Annotated in this window: 21 protein-coding genes; 12 read left to right on the top strand and 9 right to left on the bottom strand. The window is 54.3% G+C overall.

The window, feature by feature from the left end; genetic code table 11:
• Positions 1-186: 186 nt before the first annotated feature.
• Positions 187-1,263 carry a hypothetical protein gene (locus tag NOV86_RS21570; RefSeq protein WP_267643901.1) on the bottom strand — a complete coding sequence of 359 codons (1,077 nt, stop codon included), beginning with the start codon at positions 1,261-1,263 and terminating at the stop codon, positions 187-189.
• Positions 1,264-2,364, bottom strand: a complete 1,101-nt coding sequence (locus NOV86_RS21565; protein WP_267643900.1) for a hypothetical protein — start codon at positions 2,362-2,364, stop codon at positions 1,264-1,266.
• Between the two features lie 487 nt (positions 2,365-2,851).
• On the opposite strand from NOV86_RS21565, the gene NOV86_RS21560 reads away from it, so the two are divergent.
• From NOV86_RS21560 to NOV86_RS21545, 4 genes are all read left to right on the top strand, one after another.
• Entirely contained in the window at positions 2,852-3,163 is a 312-nt protein-coding gene (locus NOV86_RS21560) for a hypothetical protein (protein WP_267643899.1), read from the top strand.
• 5 nt (positions 3,164-3,168) lie between these two features.
• The gene (locus NOV86_RS21555; RefSeq protein ID WP_267643898.1) at positions 3,169-3,666 is read left to right on the top strand and encodes a type II toxin-antitoxin system VapC family toxin; all 498 of its coding nucleotides are present in this window, start codon (positions 3,169-3,171) and stop codon (positions 3,664-3,666) included.
• Between the two features lie 5 nt (positions 3,667-3,671).
• The gene (locus NOV86_RS21550) at positions 3,672-4,121 is read left to right on the top strand and encodes an HVO_A0114 family putative DNA-binding protein (protein WP_267643897.1); all 450 of its coding nucleotides are present in this window, start codon (positions 3,672-3,674) and stop codon (positions 4,119-4,121) included.
• Between the two features lie 140 nt (positions 4,122-4,261).
• Positions 4,262-4,591 carry a hypothetical protein gene (locus NOV86_RS21545; RefSeq protein WP_267643896.1) on the top strand — a complete coding sequence of 110 codons (330 nt, stop codon included), beginning with the start codon at positions 4,262-4,264 and terminating at the stop codon, positions 4,589-4,591.
• A gap of 56 nt (positions 4,592-4,647) precedes the next feature.
• Here NOV86_RS21545 and NOV86_RS21540 read toward each other — a convergent pair whose 3' ends face one another.
• Positions 4,648-5,457, bottom strand: a complete 810-nt coding sequence (locus NOV86_RS21540; RefSeq protein WP_267643895.1) for an SWIM zinc finger family protein — start codon at positions 5,455-5,457, stop codon at positions 4,648-4,650.
• A 176-nt stretch (positions 5,458-5,633) separates the two neighbouring features.
• On the opposite strand from NOV86_RS21540, the gene NOV86_RS21535 reads away from it, so the two are divergent.
• The 6 genes from NOV86_RS21535 to NOV86_RS21510 all read left to right on the top strand — a co-directional run bounded on the left by NOV86_RS21535 (position 5,634) and on the right by NOV86_RS21510 (position 11,573).
• Complete coding sequence (locus NOV86_RS21535) at positions 5,634-6,131, top strand: DUF7995 family protein (protein ID WP_267643894.1); 498 nt, start codon at positions 5,634-5,636, stop codon at positions 6,129-6,131.
• An 87-nt stretch (positions 6,132-6,218) separates the two neighbouring features.
• The gene (locus NOV86_RS21530; protein ID WP_267643893.1) at positions 6,219-6,746 is read left to right on the top strand and encodes a hypothetical protein; all 528 of its coding nucleotides are present in this window, start codon (positions 6,219-6,221) and stop codon (positions 6,744-6,746) included.
• An 89-nt stretch (positions 6,747-6,835) separates the two neighbouring features.
• Positions 6,836-7,768 (top strand): transcription initiation factor IIB, encoded by a 933-nt coding sequence (locus tag NOV86_RS21525; RefSeq protein ID WP_267643892.1) that lies wholly within the window; start codon positions 6,836-6,838, stop codon positions 7,766-7,768.
• A gap of 336 nt (positions 7,769-8,104) precedes the next feature.
• A complete protein-coding gene (locus NOV86_RS21520; protein ID WP_267643891.1) occupies positions 8,105-9,055 on the top strand; it encodes a MarR family transcriptional regulator in 951 nt (316 codons plus the stop codon).
• 205 nt (positions 9,056-9,260) lie between these two features.
• A complete protein-coding gene (locus tag NOV86_RS21515; protein ID WP_267643890.1) occupies positions 9,261-10,367 on the top strand; it encodes a DNA polymerase sliding clamp in 1,107 nt (368 codons plus the stop codon).
• A gap of 156 nt (positions 10,368-10,523) precedes the next feature.
• The gene (locus NOV86_RS21510) at positions 10,524-11,573 is read left to right on the top strand and encodes an RNA-guided endonuclease TnpB family protein (protein WP_267643889.1); all 1,050 of its coding nucleotides are present in this window, start codon (positions 10,524-10,526) and stop codon (positions 11,571-11,573) included.
• 354 nt (positions 11,574-11,927) lie between these two features.
• On the opposite strand, the gene NOV86_RS21505 is transcribed toward NOV86_RS21510, so the two are convergent.
• The 4 genes from NOV86_RS21505 to NOV86_RS21490 all read right to left on the bottom strand — a co-directional run bounded on the left by NOV86_RS21505 (position 11,928) and on the right by NOV86_RS21490 (position 14,967).
• Positions 11,928-12,830: a hypothetical protein gene (locus NOV86_RS21505; RefSeq protein ID WP_267643888.1), complete on the bottom strand. Its 903-nt coding sequence runs from the start codon at positions 12,828-12,830 to the stop codon at positions 11,928-11,930.
• A 230-nt stretch (positions 12,831-13,060) separates the two neighbouring features.
• On the bottom strand, positions 13,061-13,765 hold the full coding sequence (locus tag NOV86_RS21500; protein WP_267643887.1) for a cyclase family protein: 705 nt from the start codon (positions 13,763-13,765) through the stop codon (positions 13,061-13,063).
• A 264-nt stretch (positions 13,766-14,029) separates the two neighbouring features.
• Positions 14,030-14,512, bottom strand: coding sequence for a hypothetical protein (locus NOV86_RS21495; RefSeq protein ID WP_267643886.1), 483 nt, complete (start codon positions 14,510-14,512; stop codon positions 14,030-14,032).
• On the bottom strand, positions 14,509-14,967 hold the full coding sequence (locus NOV86_RS21490; RefSeq protein WP_267643885.1) for a hypothetical protein: 459 nt from the start codon (positions 14,965-14,967) through the stop codon (positions 14,509-14,511). Before NOV86_RS21490 ends, NOV86_RS21495 begins: the two co-directional genes overlap by 4 nt.
• Before the next feature lie 390 nt (positions 14,968-15,357).
• Here NOV86_RS21490 and NOV86_RS21485 point away from each other — a divergent pair, with 390 nt between their 5' ends.
• Positions 15,358-15,999 carry a helix-turn-helix domain-containing protein gene (locus NOV86_RS21485; protein WP_267643884.1) on the top strand — a complete coding sequence of 214 codons (642 nt, stop codon included), beginning with the start codon at positions 15,358-15,360 and terminating at the stop codon, positions 15,997-15,999.
• A 152-nt stretch (positions 16,000-16,151) separates the two neighbouring features.
• Here NOV86_RS21485 and NOV86_RS21480 read toward each other — a convergent pair whose 3' ends face one another.
• Complete coding sequence (locus NOV86_RS21480) at positions 16,152-16,685, bottom strand: hypothetical protein (RefSeq protein WP_267643883.1); 534 nt, start codon at positions 16,683-16,685, stop codon at positions 16,152-16,154.
• A 365-nt stretch (positions 16,686-17,050) separates the two neighbouring features.
• On the opposite strand from NOV86_RS21480, the gene NOV86_RS21475 reads away from it, so the two are divergent.
• A complete protein-coding gene (locus NOV86_RS21475; RefSeq protein WP_267643882.1) occupies positions 17,051-17,851 on the top strand; it encodes a DUF6166 domain-containing protein in 801 nt (266 codons plus the stop codon).
• Positions 17,852-18,306: 455 nt separating this feature from the next.
• Here the strand turns inward: NOV86_RS21475 and NOV86_RS21470 are convergent, their stop codons facing one another.
• On the bottom strand, positions 18,307-18,816 hold the full coding sequence (locus NOV86_RS21470; protein WP_267643881.1) for a hypothetical protein: 510 nt from the start codon (positions 18,814-18,816) through the stop codon (positions 18,307-18,309).
• Between the last annotated feature and the right edge of the window lie 415 nt (positions 18,817-19,231).

The following is a 19,231-nucleotide window of genomic DNA, read 5'->3' as shown; positions in this document are numbered from 1 at the left end:
TCAGTCACTCGGCACACGGCCTCACCGAATCAGATCGGTCAGTACAAATCCCGCGGTGCTCATTTCTCCGTGGTTGAGCGCGTCGACGAAGCCCAAGAGTCGATACGTTCCTAAACCACTACCGCGGCGAGTTGATTGTGAAGGCACAAGCGAGGGAGAGCAGGAGGGTAGAGTAGTTGAAGAGTCTCAGAACTCACTCAGCTGCGTCTGCTTACCTACCTCTTCCCGAGCGTACTCTCGGCATGCCTCCTGCATCTTGCTGTACCTCTCTTTGACTTTGTGTTCTTTCCACTTCTTCTTCAGCGTCTTCTCGATACCCTTTCTGGAAGTGTACTGAGAGACAACTCGGTAATCCGCAGGACCGTCTCTCCAGTCCTTGAGTAGGCCGACCTCCTGTCCCAATTCGATCAATTGGTTGGTGATCTCATCAATCCGCTCAGATCCATAATTCCGCGCACCCGCCTTGATCTCACGTCTGATGTCTGTGCGATCGATGAACGTGTCTCTCCCTCTTGAGGAATAGGCGCGAGTGATCACCCGGAGCTGGTCAATGTCTGCCGATTCGGGTAGAACGCTAACTGCTCCCGTCGCAGTCCTACAATTCTCTAGTACCGAGTTGAGTGGACCAATGGAGTGTTTGGCTAGCTTAGAGAGTTCGGCGATGGGGTCGTCACCCGGGAGATTATCAGGGGTTTCGTCTGGCAGACTCTTCTTGAGATTGAGTTCTTTCTCCGTTCTGTTCACGCCCCAGACCTTCACATCCTCGCCTCTCGCCAACATTTTCCGAGATGCGGTAGTTGCGTAGTTATCGTACGTCGCTAGCACATACTCTGCGAACACCATCTCTTGTCCGAGGTAGTTCTCCTCGATATAGTCTTGCCACGCCTCGACCGTCTCTCGCTGCTCAAGGAGATCGTTAATCTCACTGCCAACATTTGTTGGGAGGCTGGCCTTTGCTTCTCCAAAGATGACCTTCCCCTCTAAGTCGTGCAGGAGGAAGTCGAAATTCTTGACTCCACACTCCTCTAGTGGATCGGCACGGACGAATTGGTACCCCTCCGGTGCAGACTGCACGAACGGGAAGACACAGAAATTAATCAGTCTCCTGTGCTCTCGCTCCTGGTCGATGAAGTTCTCAAGGTCATCCTTGTAGCCTTCGCGGTCGAAATCCCTGTTCTTGGGTATTATGCACTCTCGATATGCACTTCTGAATTCACTCGTGTGATGGTCCGGTAGGTCGGAGGGAGGCTCGATATTGACCATCTATGAAGCAGTCTGAGAATTGTGCAGGTCCAGCTCGGCGTTCCCGTCGACGAGCTGCAACACACAGAAGTAGAACTCGATCAGGGAAGGAAACGAGCAGTTCGTCTCGGGGACGATCCGCATCTCGTCCGCAGTGGCGCTGATGTTGAAGAACGAGTTCCGATTCTCGTCGACTACCTGAGCGGAGAAGTCGAGTGAACCGGCCTGCATTGTCACATCTGTGAAACTGAAGTCGACCCGGTCGCGATTTCTGGTGCCCTCGACAAAATCCTCCGCTAGTACGCGAGTGAATTCACGGTCGAAGGTGACTTCACCCGCTTCAACTTTGGGCACCGTAATCGACAAATTTCCCGATTCCACCTCCTCCTCGGTAAATCGGATCTCTTGAGTGATGTCCTTCAGTTCCAGAACGTTCTCGATGACTTCTTCGACAAGCTCAAAGAGGAGATCAAAGTTTTTCGAGTTTATTTTCTTCAGCGTGAACTTCCCACGGGAGTCGATTTTCAGGGAGAGGTTCTGATGCTCGTACTGGATTCGGACGGGTACGACACCGTACCCGCTTCGGAGTTCCTCAATTGCTTCCTTCCCATCCCGACCTTTGTACTCAATAGAGCGCTGTACGCTAGGTCGGATCTCGGCCTCCGCCAGGTCGGGAACTCGCTTGGACTTGAATTCGGTAATTCGGACATCGTTGTGCTCCAGAACGAGTTCGTTCATGCGCTGGAAGTCTTCCAGCATGATTGGCATGAGAGAGATGTCGTCCCTCCGGCCTAGCATGGGGAGGAGAGCTTGATCGATAGCCTCCTGCGTCTCTGCAGTCAGGATTGTGATGATCTCGCTCTCGTCGCCGTATGGGCCGATGAAGAAGTCCGCGCGATCTTCCGCTCCGAACCGATTCGTATACTCGGCAGAAACCTTCGTCATCTCCCCGTAATCCTGTGTTTCGTACCTGTCTGGGAAGTTCGAATTCCAGTCCTCGTCTGCGATGTAGAAGTAGAACTTGAGATGCTTGACGTGGTACTGCTCAAACGCGCTTTCAGTGTGGTCTATGACCTCCTGACAGAGTTGCTCAAGCGTGTAACTACCCTGCTCTATCTCCATATCCGTATCCCTCTCTTGTGATGTGTCACGGTCGGCTATTGTCCTTCCTTGTGGTTGGCTGATGGATAAAGGTTCTCTTGGGGGTAGTGCCGGTTGTGGTTGCTGATGAGGAGTTGCACATCTCATGAGCACCTGATTCAGAAGGGTATGTCTGCAAGAAACGAGGATACTGTCCTGCATACAGTCTCTGTATTTAGCACGGCCTCAATAAGCTGTCAGCGGCTAAGGATCCCAACAGAGCCAGATGGTTCCAATCGCCGACGTATCGCATTAATCGAATTCTTGGATGAGCCCCCCGAGATCGCTCTCCAGTATGTGTTGATCGACGGCTACGCCGCCTCTAACTTCGACGCTCGGTTTTCGACTGCTCTCGATACCGTTTTCAAGGTGTGAAGGGCCCTGGTCGAGCCCTATTTCATGAACTACTACATGCGAACATCTTATGCTTCATGAGACGCTACATCCACACAACCTCAGGAGGGTCAACATGAGTAGCCACGATACCAAACACGTCCAAACTGAGTTGAACGAGGAGGAGTACGAGCGATTTCGAGAGTTCGCTGAGGAACACGGACTATCGCTTAAAGAAGCCAGTCACGAGGCGTTGATCGAGTGGGTCGAACGCCAGCAACAGGCCGATCCGAACGATGCAGCCTTTACAGTTCTCGATGAACTCGATGATTCGTCGCTTCCACGGACAGCACAGACAGACGCCAGAGAAGAAGACGATCTCGTTGAGGAGTGGCACGGCAACGATGAATCGTTCGTTCTCGCTGAGGACCCCTCCTCGAACTCCTAACTCTGATGGCAGAATCAGTTGAGACACCGATTGGCACGGTGACCGCTGAACACTTTCGACCGGGTTCGATTCGTCACCAAGTCGTCTGTGGCCCGAAGTTCCTCTATGCGCTGTTTAATCCGCAGGATCAGATGCATCCCGTCTCACGTGCATTCATGGATTTTGTCCGCGACGGCGATCTCCCCTATCGACGACTGGTCGTGAACGACCATATCGTCGACGAGGCTGCGACCCGCCTCAAAAAACAGGCGTCGATGCGAAACGCCGCGACGTTTCTGACGACGCTCGATAAGAGTGATCTCTATCAACTCGAATCAGTTACTCCGGAGGTCTTCAGTGATGCAACGGACACGTTTATTGAGTGGACCGACCTCGATGCATCCCTGACTGATTTCATCGTCGCGTCACACATGGCCGAGTTAGAGATCGACCACATCCTCACGTACGACCGACATTACGACGCTTTCGACGTGACGACGCTCCCCTATCGGAGACCCGAGTGAGCGCAATGGCTGAATTAACGCCACCGCTGCATCCGATGGAACGCGAACAGCTTCGGGCTGCGTCGACCCTCGTTGTGACGGTCAAATCGTCCGACGAGTTCCACGACGACGTCACTGACGACATCGAGTCACTGGAACACGGCGATTCAGTGGATACGACACCGACGCTCTCGTTCACAAGCTACGACGATCTCATGGAGACGCTGCCGCCGCGTACGCTCGAACTCCTCGAGGCTGTTCGTCAGGAGGCCCCCTCCAGCATCAACGAAACTGCCCGAGTTGTGGACCGTGACGTCACAAATGTCCACGAGGAACTCAGGCGACTTGCACAGCTGGGAATCATCTTCTTCGAGGAAGTCGGCCAGAGCAAGCGTCCTGTCGTCTGGTTCGATAAACTCGTCATCACCCTCTCGTTCCAAACCGGAACTGGAGACACAGCGGCTGCAGCGCCGTAGGAGTACGAATGAAGCTCGATGAGGCGGTCGAAGAAGCGCTCGCCAGATACGATTTGTCCCGGAGCGAGGAAGCCGAAGAGGCTGGCCGAATGGCTGCGAAGCTCCAAGATTGAAGAGTGATTATTCACTAATCGAATACGATGACTGCCGCGGACGATGTCAATACCGTTGACCCAGAAGCTCTCTCGCTCACCGAGGCGATGCTGGGATACGATATTCTTGTCGACGGTGAGTACGCGGGTGCAATCGAAGGTGTCCCCGGTGAGTTAGAGTATCTCACTGTGGAGCTACACTGGGAGGACAAGGGTGTGGGCCGGGCAGCCCTCAATGAATTCCTTGAGTTGAGTCGGACAGAGGGGTGTAGTGAAGTGTCGACGAACAATGCTACGCACCCAGCTATGGAGCATATCTTAGAGACAGAAGGATTCGAAAAGCGTTCAGGGGAAATTGGGTGGGTGAAGGAACTCTAATCGCTCCTCTTATGCCTTCCCCCTACGCCCGTGTTGGCTGAAACACCAACCGTGCCTCACTCTTCGATTGCGGCTTGCAGAGTCGATAGCGTTCGCTCGAACTGTTCGCGATGGATATGTGACCCAGACTCGATTCTCTCGACTATGAACTGTTCGTACGCGTCGTACTCAGTCGAGGAGAGGTCAGCTGCTGTGACGCAGTCGACGTAGGCGTCTAAGCTCTCACGGAAAACCCTTGCATAGTGGTCGTAGGCTCCATCGACGATTTCGATGTTGTCGTCGATTCCAGCCACGAGTCCACGATAGACCGCTGCTGCCTGGCGATAACGGCCTCGATATTGGTATCGTTCCCCGAGATCCGTGAGTTGGCTGAAATCGATTGCATCGATGACGACAGGGTACTCTCTGGTGTGTTCTTCGAACAGTTGGGTGACGTCGTCCCGATACGCTTCGTGAGATTTTCCTGACGTTGCATCGAACGTTGCGAAGAACCGATCCAGCATCGCATCGTCACGAGCGAGTTCCTCGCGTACAAATGCCTGTAACTCGGTGGTGTCGATATCTTCGAAGACGGCGTCGAGACGCTCTCCCTCATCTTCCGGTAGATCGTCGCTCAGCGACAAGAGTACGGCAACGACGTGTTTGCACTCCCCGGGCCCATCGTATGGACACGTACAGGATGGCTCGAAATCGGGCTCGGCGAGTGAGAGCGTCACGTCGTACAGCTTCGATCCTTCGACTGTCGCGGTGATGATGTCGTCGACACGTCGTTGCTCGTGAATGTGCCCCTCGGCGTAGTAGTTCTGCCCGCGGTCGAACACCGCGTCGGTACAGAGATCTCGGATGTCGGATTGAGTTATCGGCATTGTGGATCTTACCAGAGAGGTACGTCGTCGTTCCTCCGTCAATTCCTCGAAGGCGGATCACTCAGGAAGGAGTTCATCCTCGATATCCCTCCTTGTTTCGCAATTTTCCCTGTCGTACATTGATTTCGTCTTCGACACCCGAGTTTATCGACCCCGAAAGGGGTGAGGAATAGGAAATGCACATGCTTATCAGAGTTCTCGTTCCGGCGGTCGATAGCTCAGAGGCAGTTAGTACGGCTCGGTACGCACTCGACCGATTGATTGGAATCGGTGACGGAGCGTCGACGGCGTTCGACTACTACAAAACCCTAGATGAATCGACGGCTCGGTATCGAGACCATCCCCGCTACGATGGCCTCGATCCAGCGCTACCCCTGCAGTCAGAGACGGGGAGACAACTCCTCGAAGACGCCGTCGAGGCACAAGAAGCGTGGTTCCGTGAGACACTCGACAAGCTGCGAATGAAACTCGAGTCTCTCGATTGTAAGTCCGTGATGGACGACGTCGATCTTACTCGGTTCGATTGTTATCGACTCGGCCAGTTTGCCGGGCCGTCCGTCTGGATCTACGACCAACACGGCGCCGGTCTTCGCTCTCGGTCAGCGGTCGAACAGCATCTCGAACACAACAGTGATGACGAGTTCTGGGTGGTTCCTGCTGATGTCCACTACTGAGCCTTCTATCCGGATTTTATCTTCGATGAATCGGTGTTGGTCGTGTACTTTGGCCCCACTGACTCCGGAGTTCTCCGTGGAGGATCGATGAGCTTCTATGCGACCGTAGTCGGGTACATTCAGTACCGAAGCCAGACGTTCCTCGATGCCGCACTCGACAAGTTACGACATGGAGGCTGGCTCGACACGGAGAACCGGTGGAGAACCGACGGTCGGTCTGGAGGACACAGCCACCTATCCTCAGTGGATGCCGAGAACCTGCTCCTGGTTGTTCCGTCGGATCTGTACCGAAATCTCGCTCGGATTTCGACCAGCCTGTTCGTCGGAGCAACCGACGGCGTCCTCGTGATCAGCTCCGTGGATGGGTGCTTCGATGCGTGGGTGGAACGACCACTTCCTGCAGCCGCTGCTCCAGATCCCACGACAGACGCGATTACGAGTATCGAAGCAGTCGATCTCGAAGCGTTTGCGCGAAAATACGACCTCGGTGTGACACGGTTCGAAGCCTCAACTCCTGGCGAATACGCAGCGTGGCAGAATCAAGTTCTCCGCGCATTCCACCGCGAATTCAATCCGGAACTTCCGCCCAACCTGACTGGCCCAGACTCCGAGTAATCCGCTCCCAGAGCCCTTCCTTCGATCAACCATGTCTACAGACTCAACCAGCGTCGCGACGAAGCACACTGAACAGCCCGAGAGGAACGGTGTTGAGACTCACGAACGACTCTCTACGACCGACCAGTGCCCCTGAGTGCTCTGCGGTCAAGCTCAGACGAGACGGTACTGAGAGGTACTGTCCTGAGTGTGGGCTCGTCGTCGACGAGGACTGTATCGACTACGGACCTGAATGGACGCCATACGACGCCGAAGATCGACGTCGCGTTGGTGGGCCAGTGACGAACGCCCGGCACGACTGGGGCATCTCTGCAGAGATCGGCCGATATCGGGATGCACGAGGGCAACAGCTTCCGGCCGCGAAACGTCGGAAACTGCACCGGCTTCGGCGATGGGACCGCCAAGCTCGGTTCGAAGGGAAAGCTGAGCAGAACCTCGCGCATGGACTCTCGGAAATCCGGCGGATCGTCGGTGCACTTGATCTCCCCGAGAGCATCTGTACGCAGGCATGCGCCCTCTATCGGACTGCTGCGAACGAGGACCTCATCCGTGGTCGCTCGATCGAAGCAATGGCGGCTGCCGGCGTGTATGCAGCCTGTCGATGTTCGGGACTCCCTCGGACAATCGACGAGGTCGGAGAGGTGTCGACTGTCTCCAGAGAGCGGGTCAGCAACGCGTACAGCGTGTTGAATCACGAACTGAATCTCCCGGCAGTTCCGATGGCTCCCGTTCAGTATGTCCCACGATTCGCATCGGACCTCGATCTCTCACGAGAAGTGCGCCAACGCGCCCTGGAGTTGGCCCGAGAAGCGTCCGAAGTCGGTCTCGGGAACGGCTGTCGACCAACCGGCGTTGCCGCTGCCTGCATCTACGAGGCTGCTCGTGAGGCTGACGAGAACGTCACCCAAACGAGTCTCGCCGAGCTCGCGAGTGTCTCCGCTATGACGCTCCGTGAGCAATGGAAGAAACTCCAATCGATGCTCGAACACCCAGCGGACTCAGGAATGGAGGTACACGGATGACTTCTTGCGGTGAACGGTCGTCGCCGCCGGTCACTGACGCGGAGTGGACGATTGATTTCGAGCGGGCGGGATGGGCTCCTGGTGACGAATGCCCTAACTGTGGTCACGGGGCGGTTCACGCCATCGTTCGAGCAGGCGTACTCTTCCGTGACGATGGGAGTTGGGAGTTCGACGAAACACTGGCTGTATACGAAGCGTTCTGTCCGTCCTGTGACTGGCTTCCACCGGTTTCGATGTAGCAGGACTTCGTCCGCAGGTGGGCAGACGTTACACAGGCAGTCTGTAAACAGAAACCCAAAAACACATTTATACGAACTGATTCTATTATTTACAGAAATGCTGACGAAGGCCGGCCTTGCACTGCTAGACGAGCTTAGCGCTGGCCGTGAGTCAACGCCAGATGAACTCGCGACTGAAACCGAATATTCTCAGGGTCATATCTACCACGTCCTCGATGAGTTGCTCGAGGACGGCTTGCTCACCGAAACCCGTGGTTCGAAGAACCGACGTCTCGTCCGAGTGACTAACCATCCAGTCGTTGAGTCGTATCGAAACCTCCGTTCGAAGCTCGGCCACGTCGACTGGATTGAGATCCTTTCGCCAGCTACGCTACAGGTGTGCTGGTTTCTGGATGAACCACGCCGGGTGACTGAGATCGCAGATCGACTTGACATCACCCGGCAGGGCGTCTACAACGCGTTGTCACCGCTCAAGCACCGAGCGATGCTGTCGCCATTTGGGCCCGAATATGCGTTGGTTGAAGACCTCTCACCACTGCTAACGTTCGCACGAGAAGTCGTTACCCATGAACATCGCTCCCGGGCTCGAGAACTCGCTCCGAGTGCGACTGTCGAATGGTGCGACCCGAAGCGGACGCTCATTCGCGTCCAAACGTCGGAGGATACGTCCGCACTAGAGTCGGCCGCTGACTGGCGGGTGACTGGACTCGCACGATTCCAGGAGTACGGCCTGCAGTTCTTCCTCGCTGGCGAACCCGCATTCTGGTACGCCCCCGACGAGGATCTCACACCATCGGAGGTGGTGTGTCACACCCTCGTCCTCGATAGTGGCTCTCGCCGCGTCAGTTACTCGATGCTGTTGATCGAGAAGCTGGACATCGACCAAGATACCCTCACAGACACGGCAACGTGGTACGACTTGGAGACCGCAGTGGCCGCGATGTACCGACCCCTTCACGGAGAGTTCGGGGTTGCTGACGACCTCCCAGTGGTCCTCCCGAGTGAATCAGAATTTACTGCCCTCAAAGAGCAGTACGGTGTCTCGTAAGTGAACCAAGGATTCTGTAGCTCAACGCGACTACTGTCTGAAGCCAGTAATACCAGATTGCTGGTTTTGCTGCGTCCTGTGCCATATCTCGGCTAGCATTCCCGAGTCGAGATTTATCTTCCCTCAAGAGACTGAGGGGAAGGCGAGTTGACTCAACGATTGCCCGTCGGACTCGTGCTTTCGCTCTATCGCACCATAGAACGCTATGAGTATAGAAACATCCACAGACCGTTCTGACGAAGAACAGACTGAAAACAGCCGTTCAGATGCGTCCGCACAGCCAGAGACTGTCGCGGAACCCTCCGAACAACTAGCAGATTTCGTCGACATCTCTGGTCTCGACACGGAACAAGCGACCCGTCTGCGCGAACAGGGAATCAAAACGATCGAGGCTCTCGAAGCCGCTGACTCCGAGACAATCGCGGAGTTTGCAAACGTCAGCGTGGAACAGGCTGTAGACTGGCTGGAGCAAGCCCGAGAGCTCGAACCCAAGACAGAGGCAGAATCAAAAGCAGATGTCGATACTGATGGGGAGGAAGCAACGGATGAGATTGCTTCAGAGCCACCGTCGACGTTCCGAGCAACCATCCAGGCAAGTCCTCTAAAGGCTATCCTCAAAGCACTTCGGGCGAACGTCGACGAAGCCCGATTCAAGATCGACGAATCCGGAATTCGCGTCCGTGCAGTCGATCCCGCCAACGTCGCGATGGACGATCTCACTCTGAATGCCTCAGCATTCGAGTCGTACGATGCTAGTCCGGGTGTCCTTGGTCTTGACTTGGACCGCTTCGCTGATCCCGTGAACCTCGCAAAGAAAGACGATCTGGTCCAGTTCAGTCTCGATAGAGAGACACGCAAGCTGGTTGTTTTCGTCGACGGCATCGAGTTCCGAATGGCTTGCCTCGATCCAGCGACCATCAGAGCAGAGCCGAAGCTCCCTGAGCTGAAACTCCCAGCGAGCGCTACGCTCGACCGCGACGTCCTTCAGCAAGGGGTCAAAGCCGCTGACCTCGTTGCCGACCACGTCGGATTCCGGATGGATGCCGACAATGAGGTCCTCACAATCGAAGCAGAAGGCGATACTGACGCTGTCGACTTCCAGCTTGATGAAGAGGAACTCGACCAGGTCAGGTTCGCCGATGCGTCGTCGCTGTTCAGCCTCGACTACATGAAACGGATTGTGCGAACTATTCCGAGGGGAGCCTGTGTGACGATGGAGTTTGGGAGTGAGTTCCCCATCGTTCTCTCGTACGACCTCAATGATGGTGCAGGGTTGATGACCCGGATGTTTGCTCCACGTATCGAAACGTGACGGAGTAGTTGGAGCTTTCAGGGGCCCCAATCCTCTACTGACCTTCCTGAACACAGGTTTATATATGATTTCGCTCTATGCGGCCCCGTACCACCAGAGGTCACATCTGAAAGAGTCAAACATCAGTGGTCTACCGCATCTGGAGGAAGTGATTTGATGACGACATCGACTATCACGACGAAATTTCACAATCCTTCGTGGGCCCGCCGCCGGGGATGGCAGCGAGCCAGTCACCTCTATGCAGAAACCAAGCAGTGGCTGATTGATGGCTGGGAAAGCGGTGAGTTGGTACAGTCGATCACTTCGGCTGGCATCGAGAATGGTCTGTATGCAGTAATCCAGTCTCAGGCGATCCGCGAAGCGAAATCGGAGTATTCGAAGGATGGTGCTGTCCAGTACAACAATAGCATTCCATTTGGGATTAACAACCAAAACTGGGAAGTTGACCAGACTGAGAATGGGACCGTCGTAATCGGTTTCCCGTGTATCTCGCGGTGGTGGTACACGCCGATCGCTGTCTATGACGAAATCGAAGATGTCCTCCAGCAGCTACTAGCCGGTGAACTAAAGAAATCACTTCTTCAGGTCTACCGCCGGGGTAGCGAGTGGTACTGTTCATTCACTGTCACTCAGGAGAAGCCATTGGAGGGGAAAACTCCTGTTGGGGTCGATATCGGCGAGCGGCATATTCTCGCTGCTGTCGCCCCCACAGAGGATGAATCTCTCCTTGTCTCTGGTCGCGAGGCGAAATATCTTCGACGTAAGTATCGTTCCCTACGCGAGTCGCTGCAGGAAGCGGGTGCGCTTCGCGCACTCAACCGTGTAGGTAAGAAAGAACATCGTCGGATGACGACTTTGAACCACACGCTCTCTCGACGCCTCGTTGAGTTCACGGCTCAATTCGAAGATCCAGTACTCCGAATTGAGAACCTAGACGGAATCCAAGAACGGTGTCCGTGGCCCGGAGTTCATTCGTGGCCCTTCGGCCAACTCCAGCGGTTCATCATCTACAAAGCCGCAGTGGAGGGAATCCCTGTCGAGAAAGTTGATCCATCGTATACCAGCCAACGATGTTCGGCGTGTGGAGCTACTGGGAATCGGTCCGCTGACCATTTCTCCTGTCCAAACTGTGGTCGTGGTCGGCACGCCGATTTGAACGCCGCAGAGAACATTGCGAGCAGAAAGGGAGAACCATGCACGACGTAACAGTTCAGCTGACGAAATTCGTGCTACCTCGCGGGCTGAAAACCCCGCCTCAATTGTCTGCTGGATGCAGAGAGGAAGGCCGTATTGACACGGCTGTACGCACTGGAACGCACACCGTCGGTCACAATTCGGTGGCAACCAACGACGGCCCACGCGAAAGCGTACCTGTGGTCCGAGGAAACGTGCAACTTCAAACTCCCCTTTGGGGAATCCCAGTCGCTTGGACTGGGAGGATGTCAAATGAAGAAGATCGTCCGCTTATGACAGACGAAAATCCAAACCACCTCCAAGCCTTTAGCATTGAGATACGGAGTGATGACAATGTCCGTCCTGTTGTTCCATCGAAAATAGCATCTATGTAGTAGTCTCGTTCATGGATTCCTTAAGAACGGTATTTGTAGCGGTTCTCATTCTTCTCAAAGTGGGAACCTCCAGATCGTCTTGGTTAAGTAGTCCCTCAATTTTCTCTCCCTTGTCGGGATGCTTGATTCTGTTCACCATTTCACGCCAAGCCTCAGCGTCATCCACGCTCAGGATTGTGCTGTCCGCGATGCGCTGATCTTTATCGCCACGTCTCCCAGAGGAGAGTAGGTTCTCACAGACGAAATACAAATTTGTCATAGCTGTCCAAATATCAGAGGATAGTGCGTCGTCGTACATGTGGAGGGCAACACGAAGATCCATCTCGGCATCTGTCTCAATTTGCTTTGACCTGTATTCTCTCACGTCTTCGTAGACCGATATCACGTCGCCCGTAATCTTGATTTTATCTGGTATCTCGTTCAACCCGAGTAATGCCGTAGCGATGTTTCCTGGCGAGAGGTCGTCTCGGTAGTCTAGTGCTCCTCTATTGTAAGAATATGCGCCTCCAGTCACTTGACCGGGGTTCTGGGAGAAGAATACTGGATCCTCTGTGCTTAGGTTGAGAGCAATCAGAAAATCAAAGATATCTGCGTGGTCCCGGAGAGGGGGGTCGGTGTTTTCTAATAGACCGTGGGCGATGATCCACCAGTGACGTTCCGGATGATCAACCGTTTTGTCGACACGAGTTTGTCTATCGCTTGTAACCACTTGCTTCCCGTGGTAGGCCTGCTTATTGACCCAGAGATTGACCGTCTCCTGCTGTTCAAACTCTAACGCCTCGATATTGGGGCAACTGACGGCCTCCACGTCATCCGTCTTCTGGTCAACCCCAGAGTGAGTACCCGTGCGTATTTGGCTCAACGCTCGAAGATACGAAGGAATGTAGGTCGTCATTTTCACCTAATATCTCGTCTGGTCGTAAAGTCATTAGCACGCTTTGTTAGGAATTAGCAATGTGAAGGTTGCGTCAAAATCTTTGAGAATAAATAAGCTAGCACGGTCCTGTATTCGACTACTAACTTTGATTTATGAGCCTCTGTTGAAATCCTTAGAAACTAATAGAGATGTCGTGCGAGATACAGACCTTAGATCCTGCCACACATTGCGAATACCGTCTTCTTGCCTCACTGATCGACTTCGGCAAACGCACGAATGGGCATTGCAGCAGTGTCTTTGGCTTTGATCGGCACAGCGAAGAATCGGAATGACTCACCGACAAGAGAATCAAGGTTGCGGAGATTCTCGACGATGAAGATTTCCTCTTTGAGGAGACGGGTGTGAGCCGGGCGGGCGGGATTATGGTGGTCGTCGGCGTTCAACGTGTCCACTCCGACCAGAGAAACGTCTGCGTCAATCAGTCTCTCAATGACGGCCTCAGAGATGTATGGGTAGGATCGGTACTGCTCTGAGCCCCAGTATTTGTCCCATCCAAAATTGAACAGGACGGCGGTCCCTGCGAGGTCGGCTTCGCTGGGAAGTGCGTCGATGGTTAGTTCCTTGTCGCTATCAAGTTCTCGGGCATCGACCACCGTTCCTGGGTGTATCAGTTCGCCTATTTCCAGTTCACCGATGTCGCGCCCTTCCGGATGCCGATGGTACGGTGAATCGAGGTACGTCCCGATAGAGGTCTGGAACTGCATTTCGGTGACCTCGAACGCGGCTTTGCCGTCGTACTTCTCTCGTGACTCCTCGTGGGAGAAGAACGGAGACACTTCCGCAGTATACTCCGTGTGCGTCCCGTCATCGTTCTCGTGACGGAACCCGGGCATCCCATCCTCGAACGTGTGACTCAGATCAACGAAGTTCATATTGTCTATCTCATTCGACATCTAACATTAACCCTCTTGGCGTTTTATTGTATCACGTTTTACCGTCGCTACGGTGTCTCTCTCACTGATAGTCATCGGATGTTTCGACATGCGTATCATCACTTTCTTCAGCTGATTTCCGTTGCTATCCACGGGTCGTAAGGACGCCACTACAACGGTTGCACTTATACATCTCTGTCAGGCCCATCTGACCGAGGTATGACAGTTTCGTATGTTCACACTCACTGTCGCCTCCGATCCGGTACGCCAGGTCCAGTTCGACTCTCATCGGTCGAGCATCCCCGAATTGCCAAAGCGATTATGGAGTGTACTGATAATCACACCCTCCACGCTAACGACGATGACCCAGAAGAACAGTTCCAGTCCCAGAAGTGGGAGAGGTTCACCGAACATGTTGAAGGGTGCATGAAACTCGAAGTAGAGGGCCATCAGCGCCCAGAGGATCCCGCCATAAGCCAGTCCGCTCTTGATGGTGTTCTCCGGAAGCGAATCGCGAATGTACGCGAAAATACCGCCGTGAAGTGCACCGATGAACAACGAGATGGTCATGTACACCGCCGGATTCGTTTCCATCACTGGCAGCGGTTCCATCTGCGTCATGACGGCGATCAGTTTGTCACTCTGCTGGTCGGAATGGAATAGTATTTCCTCGCCTAGCTGGAAGAACAGGACCTGACTGACGAGATTTGCAACGAAGATACCGATACTTCCTGCGATGCCAGCCGCCACCCATCTGTTGACCCTCATTGACTGCTCCCCGTTTTGCTGTTCGTCTCGACCTCATGGTTCACAGCACTGCCTCTATCGCTTCGAACCTCCCACAGACGGGAAAACAGGATTGGGCCGAGGATCAGATAGAGGACGGACGTGTAAAGTCCGGAGAAGTAGCCGAACTCACCGGTCGCGAGGATCGGATAAACGGGATGGAGAACGCCGTTTCCGATGACTCCCATGAGCGTGAAGAACCAGACGATGAGCATCGGACCCTTGATACCACGGTAGATGGCGACCGCACCGAGAGCGAACGCAGCGTACGAGACCATATTGATCTGAACGAACGTCGTGAGCTCGAACGGAGCGGCGTTGAAGACCTCGACCGGCCAGCGAGTGTAGAACTCAGTCGAGAATTCCTCGGCGAAGTGCAGGAACTGAACAGCAAATGCGACCAGATAGACGGGGAGCACCCGACTTGGGTCGGGCATTCGTTGATAGCTCGTCAGTAGATAGCACACATACGCAAGAATAATCGCGGGAACGAACGTGACAATCAGTGATAACCCTGGGGAGAGATACGTAAAGGTCGCAACCAAAATCAGCGTCATCACCCCCGGGAGAATTGCGTCGCGGCTACGTAACGTGGCGGGAATACCCCCGAAATCGTTGATTCGAACACCCATCTCAAATCCCCCCGCTTGTACTGTTACTTACAAAGGGAACGGATACTGCTCTCCGTAACTGTCCGGTATGCAACTGATTCCAAACAAGGATTTGTCTTTTCATGAGGCAAATTATCGTTAGACTGGAATTTGCATATCGGCGCTGCCTCACTCAGACAGGCTCATTTATATATCTAAGGCAATAGGAGTAGTATCATGAAGTCGATTACGCTGGAAATTACGGTCGAAGGCGGGTTCCATCCGGCGAATCAATTACTCGCAGCGGATCCGTCGATAATCCGTGAATCGCTTCACCACGTTACTATTCTCGAAGATGGGACGATTGTTCTGCTCTACCATCTTCGAGGCGACCTCACCCAGGTAAGAACGTACCTCACGGACCACGAAGAGGTCATCTCCTGTGATGTGCCAGAGAACGAAAGTGGGCTCGTGTACATCCATGGTCGCCCAATTGAGCCGATTCGTGAATTTTTCTCTCTTGGCCGGTCACACGGAGTCGTGTTCGAGACACCCATAACACATACCGATGACGGACTCAAAATCACGATGAGCGGAGATGAACAAACGCTTCATCGTGTCATCTCGGAAATCCCGTCAGATATTGAACTCACACTCCTCAGAAAGGGAGAGCGCAAGCCAGGGGAGAGTGAGATCATCTCACTACTGACTGAGCGACAGGTGGAGGTACTCACCCTGGCAGTTGAGGATGGATACTACGAAACACCGAGAGGAACCACTCACGAGAAGATTGCGACTCAGATCGGTGTCGCAACCACGACTGTGAGCGAGCATCTCCGGAAAATCGAACAACGTGTTTTCTCTGCACTTATCAGATGACCGTATTTTCGAAAGTTCCACTGACCAATCCAGGCACCCGAGAGCCACACATCAGTCAAGGAGCTAACTAGAGGCTTTTCCCAGTGAACAGCGCCGCAAATTCGGTGAGGATGTGGAGGCCAAGGGTGATGTCCTCAGCAACCACAGTAGCGTCACCGCCTCATCACGAGCGCGTACCCGATCGTCACCGGGAGCGCGTAGATGACGTGACCGAGGACACTCCATAGCTTCTCGGGCATCGTGAGGTCGGGGAACGGTGGCGTGAACGGGTAGCCGACCGCACCGAGCCAGAGCGGCATCAACAGCACCGACAGTAGCGCCGTCGAGACGACGCCGACGATAACGGCGAGGACAGCGGCCCCCCGGAGCGTCTTGGCGCGCTCGGTGAGTGGTTCCCACTGGACGGCGGCAACGTACATCACTGCGAGTGCGACGCCGTGAAACTGGTGAATCGTCCATCCAGCGAGCAGGTCTGGTCCGGAGAGGCCGTACATCATCGGCAGAGCGAGCGCGATCAAGGGTTCGGGGTTCCCGTACTGCATCATCAGGCCGAGCGGGATGCTCCCGATGAAGCCGCCGACTGCCGCGGCAATCCATGCGAGGGTAGGAACTGCTCGAAGTCGGGTAGCGAGTGCCCGTGCGTGGCCGCGGTCGAGATCTGCCGTAGACTTCGTCGTACTGGTCATCGGTCATAGTCCGGGTGGAGGTCCCCTATCAGCGCTGCCTCACCCTGAAAGGCTTGTTTATATACTCTCCGTGGGAGTCCAAGCGATAAAATCACTGGCGCTGGAACTCACAGTCGAAGGCAGAAACTGCCATCGGGCTTTCGGTGGGCACCGTAGAACTGTTCGAGGACATCCGCGTTCGTGTCGAAGACGAGTGAGAATGGGAGTTAGAAGATGGCAGTGGCGTGTCTATACTCGAAGAGGTGGCCTAATCCGTCCCACTGGTGCGAGATACGCGCCCCCTGTATCCAGCACGGCCTGAAAAAGGTATCAGCGGCGTAGCTCTTCAACAGAGCCATTTATCTGAAATAATTGATTGAGGATCTATGAAAACGAGCTACTCACAGTCAAAGTACCGAGCGCGGCGGTATCGCGGAGAACGCACACTTGGGGGCTGTCTCGTCTACGCTGGCGACGATCTCCTTGACAAACACCTGATGGTGCATACTGTGTCGCCGGGCGGGTTCGATTGGGGGCCGGACGCGTCACCAGAACGCGCTTGCCAACTCGCTATTGCCCTGCTTGCTTCCGCTTTCGGGGTTGAAGTCGCAATCGATGACTATCATCTGTTCGCAGAGAACTTCGTCAAACGCGAACTGAGCGGTACTGAGTGGTCGATACGGCTGCAAGACTTCCGAGATTTGAGCTTCCGTGAACAGTACCTCCATAGGGACTATCCCGAGAACACCGCACCCCAACCGGACGACGTCGACATCGAAACGATCGACTTGGATTCGATCACTTACGCTGATGAACTTGCCCTGGTCCGTCGATACGACGCAGTCCTCTGGAAGAAGGGAAACACCAGGGGAAACCTGCATCGACTTCAGGAAATCCGACTGGGGAACCGTGATCCTGCTGCCGAATCACTGCCGGAGCAGTGGCTTTCGACACATGGCCGACTGACGTCCGCTGCCGCCAAGCGGGCCATCGCTGAGGAGTTCGAGACGATGGGCGAGTTCGCGGCTTGGGCCTGCTACGCCACGACGCTCAGAACCGTCGATCACGTTGGCGAGTCGACCGAGGAGAGAATTCGAAGTCTTCGGTCAACTCTCATTCGCTGGTTCGGCGGTGAGGAGTACATCCCACGCTACGACGATGAGCAGGAGATGCTGGTGAGCGGTTAGACGAAAAATATACATTGAACAGCAGAGCGAGCTATTCTTCTACGACTTTAAGTACAATACCGCTTCAGACGGCCCTGCGATGAAGCGAAAAGCTACCTCTCAGGCAAGGCAGCCTCAAGAAGATATCTGCAATTCCTTCGACAATGCCGACCACACTTGTGGGGAGTGCGTCGACTGGATGTTGAATGACGGCCCGTGAGCGACTTCGGATGCACCTTGTGCAGGCGCTTACTCGGTCGGATTCTCCGGATACTCGTGAACACATCCGCGCAGCTCTTTGTGAGTGGGAAAGGCTCCCGCCGACTCCACTAATGCAATGTCCTATCTGTGGATGCATCGGGCTCCCAGAGCGTATCGCGAGTCATGACTGCCGAGATGGGTGGTTGAGGTCATAATTGCCTCGTTAGCTGTTGCGATGGGCATACCAGTCTAGAAAACCACGACCGCCTCAGAACTCATTGATCGCACCAGGATTCGAAGTCACTCTCAAAGTCATTAAACAGATTGCGATGGAAATGAGCGATATACGGAAGTGGATACTCGTATTCACCATCCGGGGCATGAGCGACATATCCACCTGCGTCTTCGATCCCTCCCTTTGGTGTCGCATTGAAATCCTGCTTTTCGAAGCGCAAATGGTAGAACGCGTAGTCTTGGTCCTGATTCGCCTTCTCTACAGACAGGCACCAGTAGTCACCGTGTTGGAAATCGTTTCGTAGTCCCCACAGAAACGCACCCCGTTTGGTATAGTCTGGAGCTGCCCTGTTGTCTTTTCCCGGCAGAAAATATCGCTTCCCTATGTGTTGGCCAAGACGCCTATTGAGAATCTCTCGAATGTGTTCATTGTACGAATAGAGAGATGAGACATAATTATGGACTCTCCGATACACCTCATTTTCCACATCAGTATTGTCGGCTTCTTTCGAGGTTTTCACCAGCCCTGTGGTCGCGATGTCATCACACATCTCGGCCAAGTCACGGAAATTCCCGTGGACGATGTACGCTGAGGACCGCGCACGGACCAAGTCTCTGTCTGTGATTTCTGACGAGGGTCCATCTGTATGACCCAGTAGTTGGTCAATAGTGTTTGTAGACCCAGAGCCGCTCATTGAAGAAGGATTTAGTCGTCTGCGTGGTGCCGAGGCTCCTCAGAACTCGACCGGGCCATCCGGGTAGATGCTTCCCGATCTTTCTGGAGCTGCTCTTCGGTCTGGCCAGTAATCTCAGCCAGCTCCTCAATCGAAGGGATGTCTTCCAGCACCATTCTACCTATATCTAAATCTGGGACCTACACGAATATAGCTTTCGCCAGCTTGCCAATCTGCGCTATCTCAGCTCAATCTGAGTTACGCCGAATGACGCGCATGCCAGCGATGATGA

This window comes from Haloarchaeobius amylolyticus, from assembly GCF_026616195.1.
GTDB classification, from domain to species: Archaea; Halobacteriota; Halobacteria; order Halobacteriales; family Natrialbaceae; genus Haloarchaeobius; species Haloarchaeobius amylolyticus.
The sequence above is the reverse complement of the archived record's forward strand: the minus strand, read 5'-3'. Positions and strand labels throughout refer to the sequence as shown.

Coding starts and splice junctions, on each gene's coding strand:
- NOV86_RS21510 (WP_267643889.1), top strand. CDS start 10,524: ATGACGACATCGACTATCACGACGAAATTTCACAATCCTTCGTGGGCC.
- NOV86_RS21530 (WP_267643893.1), top strand. CDS start 6,219: ATGAGCTTCTATGCGACCGTAGTCGGGTACATTCAGTACCGAAGCCAG.
- NOV86_RS21560 (WP_267643899.1), top strand. CDS start 2,852: ATGAGTAGCCACGATACCAAACACGTCCAAACTGAGTTGAACGAGGAG.
- NOV86_RS21545 (WP_267643896.1), top strand. CDS start 4,262: ATGACTGCCGCGGACGATGTCAATACCGTTGACCCAGAAGCTCTCTCG.
- NOV86_RS21500 (WP_267643887.1), bottom strand. CDS start 13,765: ATGTCGAATGAGATAGACAATATGAACTTCGTTGATCTGAGTCACACG.
- NOV86_RS21490 (WP_267643885.1), bottom strand. CDS start 14,967: ATGCCCGACCCAAGTCGGGTGCTCCCCGTCTATCTGGTCGCATTTGCT.
- NOV86_RS21470 (WP_267643881.1), bottom strand. CDS start 18,816: ATGTGTGATGACATCGCGACCACAGGGCTGGTGAAAACCTCGAAAGAA.
- NOV86_RS21495 (WP_267643886.1), bottom strand. CDS start 14,512: ATGAGGGTCAACAGATGGGTGGCGGCTGGCATCGCAGGAAGTATCGGT.
- NOV86_RS21565 (WP_267643900.1), bottom strand. CDS start 2,364: ATGGAGATAGAGCAGGGTAGTTACACGCTTGAGCAACTCTGTCAGGAG.
- NOV86_RS21515 (WP_267643890.1), top strand. CDS start 9,261: ATGAGTATAGAAACATCCACAGACCGTTCTGACGAAGAACAGACTGAA.
- NOV86_RS21485 (WP_267643884.1), top strand. CDS start 15,358: ATGAAGTCGATTACGCTGGAAATTACGGTCGAAGGCGGGTTCCATCCG.
- NOV86_RS21555 (WP_267643898.1), top strand. CDS start 3,169: ATGGCAGAATCAGTTGAGACACCGATTGGCACGGTGACCGCTGAACAC.
- NOV86_RS21570 (WP_267643901.1), bottom strand. CDS start 1,263: ATGGTCAATATCGAGCCTCCCTCCGACCTACCGGACCATCACACGAGT.
- NOV86_RS21505 (WP_267643888.1), bottom strand. CDS start 12,830: ATGACGACCTACATTCCTTCGTATCTTCGAGCGTTGAGCCAAATACGC.
- NOV86_RS21540 (WP_267643895.1), bottom strand. CDS start 5,457: ATGCCGATAACTCAATCCGACATCCGAGATCTCTGTACCGACGCGGTG.
- NOV86_RS21520 (WP_267643891.1), top strand. CDS start 8,105: ATGCTGACGAAGGCCGGCCTTGCACTGCTAGACGAGCTTAGCGCTGGC.
- NOV86_RS21480 (WP_267643883.1), bottom strand. CDS start 16,685: ATGACCAGTACGACGAAGTCTACGGCAGATCTCGACCGCGGCCACGCA.
- NOV86_RS21550 (WP_267643897.1), top strand. CDS start 3,672: ATGGCTGAATTAACGCCACCGCTGCATCCGATGGAACGCGAACAGCTT.
- NOV86_RS21535 (WP_267643894.1), top strand. CDS start 5,634: ATGCACATGCTTATCAGAGTTCTCGTTCCGGCGGTCGATAGCTCAGAG.
- NOV86_RS21475 (WP_267643882.1), top strand. CDS start 17,051: ATGAAAACGAGCTACTCACAGTCAAAGTACCGAGCGCGGCGGTATCGC.